Below are 4,085 nucleotides of genomic sequence, written 5' to 3' on the forward strand. Positions count from 1 at the left end.
TGCCTGCGCCCGCACCGGCCAGCCCCGGCGAACGGGCTGACTAGGCTTTGGGATTTTAAGCCTTGGCTTTTGAAGATAGCGGTGAGCCTTACCGCGCCCCGTGGCGCGCGCAGCGTAAATACGCGCGCTGCTGTCTTCATCCGTACTGCCCTGGGGTCACGGCTGAAGACACGCTTGCCCAGGCGGCAGACTTCTGCTTGCGCGGCTGCCAGGGCAACTTCCGGGCGAAACTGCTCAGGAACGCGTTATGACAAAACTGCCCTGATCAGATTTTACCGTCCGGGGCGCGCAAAAAACGCGACCGCTGAAAAAGCAGGGCAACGGCATCCGCGCCACATGGTGCAGTTTTCCTGTGCATTTCGGCGTTACGCCCCGGCATGCCCCTGATACGCACAAGCCGGAAAAACAGGCCCTTCAACACCGTGCCGGCATATCCGACTGCGCGACAGTGGAACTTCCGGCGGCATAATAGCCAAAGACCGAGCAAGCGCATGTTTTTTTGACCAGGTAAGACCATATGGACAAAAGTCTGTTCAGCTACATCAACTGGGGCCTGCTGGCCTGCATGCTCCTGCTCTATCTTGTGGGCGTGGGCAATCTGTACTCGGCCAGCGGCACACGGGTGGAAAGCGGTCTGGCCTTTAACAGCTTTTACCAGCGGCAGATCATCTGGGGCGTGTGCGGCTTTGCGTGCATGCTGGTCGCCATGGCTTTTGACTACCGCCAGCTGCGTAACCTGGCATGGCCGTTCTTTTTTCTGACCATGCTGCTTCTGCTGCTTGTTCCCATTGCGGGAAAGACCGTTTACGGAGCCAAGCGCTGGCTTTCGCTGGGTTTCATGAGCGTGCAGCCCTCGGAGCTGGCGAAGCTTTCCGTGCTGGTGCTGGCCGCGCGGCTGCTGGCGCGCGACGGCCGCCCCCTGGGCTGGAAAGACTTTATCTCCATCGCCTTTATCTGCCTTTTGCCCTGCGGCCTTATCATCGTTCAGCCCGATCTGGGCACGACCATGCTGATTCTGCTGATTCTGGCAGGCATGATCCTGTTCCACGGCCTCAAGGGCTATGTGCTCAAAACCTGCCTGCTTGCCGTTCCCTGCTTCGGGGCCTTCATGTGGTTTGTGGGCATGCACGATTATCAGCGCCAGCGCATCCTGACCTTTCTTGATCCCACCACCGACCCGCGCGGCACAGGCTACCACATCATCCAGTCGCGCATTGCCATCGGCTCGGGCGAACTCTGGGGCAAAGGCTTCAAAGAAGGCACACAAAGCCAGCTGCGCTTTCTGCCCGAACGCCATTCGGACTTTGCCGTGGCTGTTTTCGGCGAAGAATGGGGCTTTGTGGGCTGCGTGGCCCTGGTAACCCTGTTCTGCCTGTTTCTGCTTTCCATCTTTTCCACTGCCGCGCAGGCCAAAGACCGTTTTGGCAGCATGCTGGTAGTAGGGGTATTTTTTTACTTTTTCTGGCAGATACTCATCAACATGGGTATGGTCATTGGCATCATGCCGGTGGTGGGCATTCCACTGCCCTTCATCAGCTATGGCGGCAGCGCCACCGTAGTTAATTTCACGCTGCTGGGCATTGTGCTCAACGTGTCCATGCGGCGCTTCATGTTCAAGGGATAATTGTCAATCCAACGGGGAGTTCGCTGTGGCCAAGGACGAAATAGCCTATCTCGGTTCCGATACGGTTTACGAAGGAAAACTGCACTTCAAAGGCACTGTGCGCATTGAAGGCAAGTTTAATGGTGAAATTGCCAGCGAAGGCACGCTCAATGTGGGCAAAGACGCGCTGGTCACCGGCAACCTGGATGTGGGCGAACTGCTGCTTTCCGGACGCTTTACCGGCGAAATCACGGCCCGCCGCCGCGTGGTGGTCTACGGTTCCGGCGTGCTCGAAGGCCGGGTGCAGACCCCTGTGCTCCTGACGGAAGAAGGCGGCATCATCGAGGGACAGGTGAGCATGCAGGGCTGCGGCAAGGCAAAAGCGTAGTCACTGCCCGCCGCAACCATGCGGCCAACCTCTGCGCATGCTGCCTGATGACGCGGCAGGGGACCGATATCCCGCACAGGGCAGCTGCCCCGGCCCGTGCGTCCTGATGCTTGTCTGCCGGGCAAAAAAGTCAGGCATCACAGCCGTTCACGCGTCGGCAGAAGGGCGCATTGCCCCAATGGGAAAAATAGCGCATACTCTGAATCGAGAATATTTCAACACCGATACGGATACATGGCACTGGCGGTCATGCCGCCGCAGCCGGATTCTTTTGCACCGCTTTCTTCAAGGAGGCACACATGGCACAAGATTATTTCCGCGCGCTCAGAGACGTGGCGCTGGTCATCAACTCCAGCCTTGAAACCAGGGACGTTCTGCACAAGATTACGGAACAGACCGCGTCCACTATGGGTTGCAAGGCCAGCACCATCCGCCTGCTGGACAGTACGGGCCGCTTTCTGCTGCCCAGCGCAGCCCACGGCCTTTCCGCCACCTATCTGCGCAAAGGCCCGGTGGAAGTGAAACGCAGCGGCATGGACGGCGAAGTTCTGGCCGGAAAAACCATCCACCTCAAGGACGCTGCCGCCGACGGCCGCTTTCAATACCCCGAATCAGCCAAAACCGAAGGTCTGGTTTCCGTCCTTTCGGCCCCCCTTATGGTGAACGGCAAGGCCATCGGCCTCATTCGCGTGTATTCTGCCGAGGAGCGCGAGTTCACACCCGACGAACAGACCTTTATGGAGGCCGTGGCCGCCATTTCGGCTCTTGCCATTGAAAACGCGCGCCTGCATGAAGCGTTGCGCAACAATTACGAGCTGATGAGCAAACACGCCTACTCGGTGTATGAAGACTAGCACGCGACCCTGCCCGCGGCCTTTCGCACCCGGCGGCAGCCGGTCGCGACCCGCCGGGCGGAGACCATAAAAACCACGCCCTGCGCTCCGGACACCGCACCGGTGGCGGAAATAAAACCGATCCACCCCAAAGGCGCACGGCTGCATACGACATTTCCCTCAACAGCATGAGGATTTCGCATATGAGCAAAATCAGAATTGGCATCAACGGCTTTGGCCGCATCGGCAGGCAGGTTTTCCGCGCCCTGCACAAGAGCTATCGTGACCGCGTGGAAGTTGTGGCCATTAACGACCTGTTTGACGCCGAAACCAACTTTCACCTGCTGGAATACGACTCGGTTTACGGCCGTGCCTATCTGGACGCCAAAATAGACGGCGCGGAAGTAACCGTGGGCGACTGGAAAGTGCACTGCTTTGCGGAGCGTGACCCGAAACAGCTTGCCTGGGGTCAGTACGGCGTTGATATTGTCGTGGAAAGCACGGGCATTTTCCGCAAGGCTTCCCAGTGCTCCGTCCACATTGAAAACGGCGCCAAAAAGGTCATTATCACCGCCCCGGCCAAGGAAGAAGACATCACCATCGTCATGGGCGTGAATCATCAGGAATACGATCCGGCCAGGCACCACATCGTGTCCAACGCCTCCTGCACCACCAACTGCCTGGCCCCCGTGGCCCTGGTGCTGCAAAAGGAATTCGGCATCCAGATCGGCAACATGACCACCATCCACTCCTACACCAACGACCAGCGCATTCTGGACATGGCCCACAAGGACCCGCGCCGCGCCCGCGCCGCGGCCTGCAACATCATTCCCACGTCCACAGGGGCCGCCCAGGCCGTTGCCAAGGTCATTCCCGAACTCAAGGGCAAGTTCGGCGGCTATTCGCTGCGCGTCCCCACGCCCACGGTATCCGTGGTGGACTTTACCGGCATTCTGGAAAAGGAAACCGACACGGAAACCCTGCTGGGCAAACTCAAGGAAGCTTCTGAAACCTACCTCAAGGGCATTCTTGAATACAATGACAAGGCACTGGTTTCTATGGATTTCAAGGGCAATCCGGCCTCGTCCATTCTTGAGGCCTCCTACACTACCGTGCAGGACGGCAAAATGGTCAAGCTGGTGGCCTGGTACGACAACGAATGGGGCTATTCCTGCCGCGTGTGCGACCTTGCCTGCCTCATGGCCGAAAAAGGCATGTAGAGGCGGCCCGGCGGCTCTCCACGCCGCGCGGCCCCGCCCCG

The 4,085-nt window shown here is 58.9% G+C and carries 4 protein-coding genes; all 4 read left to right on the top strand.

What is annotated here, in order from left to right:
• Positions 1 to 517: 517 nt before the first annotated feature.
• The 4 genes from rodA (at position 518) to gap (ending at position 4,044) form a co-directional block, all read left to right on the top strand.
• Complete coding sequence (gene rodA, locus V6C16_RS08745) at positions 518 to 1,624, top strand: rod shape-determining protein RodA (protein WP_333543028.1); 1,107 nt, start codon at positions 518 to 520, stop codon at positions 1,622 to 1,624.
• Positions 1,625 to 1,649: 25 nt separating this feature from the next.
• Positions 1,650 to 1,991 carry a bactofilin family protein gene (locus tag V6C16_RS08750; protein ID WP_333535086.1) on the top strand — a complete coding sequence of 114 codons (342 nt, stop codon included), beginning with the start codon at positions 1,650 to 1,652 and terminating at the stop codon, positions 1,989 to 1,991.
• Positions 1,992 to 2,290: 299 nt separating this feature from the next.
• On the top strand, positions 2,291 to 2,845 hold the full coding sequence (locus V6C16_RS08755; protein ID WP_333535087.1) for a GAF domain-containing protein: 555 nt from the start codon (positions 2,291 to 2,293) through the stop codon (positions 2,843 to 2,845).
• A gap of 182 nt (positions 2,846 to 3,027) precedes the next feature.
• The gene (gap, locus tag V6C16_RS08760) at positions 3,028 to 4,044 is read left to right on the top strand and encodes a type I glyceraldehyde-3-phosphate dehydrogenase (RefSeq protein WP_333535088.1); all 1,017 of its coding nucleotides are present in this window, start codon (positions 3,028 to 3,030) and stop codon (positions 4,042 to 4,044) included.
• Positions 4,045 to 4,085 lie beyond the last annotated feature (41 nt).

The sequence above is a fragment of the Desulfovibrio sp. 1188_IL3213 genome, assembly GCF_036763145.1.
GTDB lineage: Bacteria > Desulfobacterota > Desulfovibrionia > Desulfovibrionales > Desulfovibrionaceae > Desulfovibrio.

Excerpts from the sequence above, each read along its gene's own strand:
- rodA (WP_333543028.1), top strand. The coding sequence starts at position 518 with ATGGACAAAAGTCTGTTCAGCTACATCAACTGGGGCCTGCTGGCCTGC.
- V6C16_RS08755 (WP_333535087.1), top strand. The coding sequence starts at position 2,291 with ATGGCACAAGATTATTTCCGCGCGCTCAGAGACGTGGCGCTGGTCATC.
- gap (WP_333535088.1), top strand. The coding sequence starts at position 3,028 with ATGAGCAAAATCAGAATTGGCATCAACGGCTTTGGCCGCATCGGCAGG.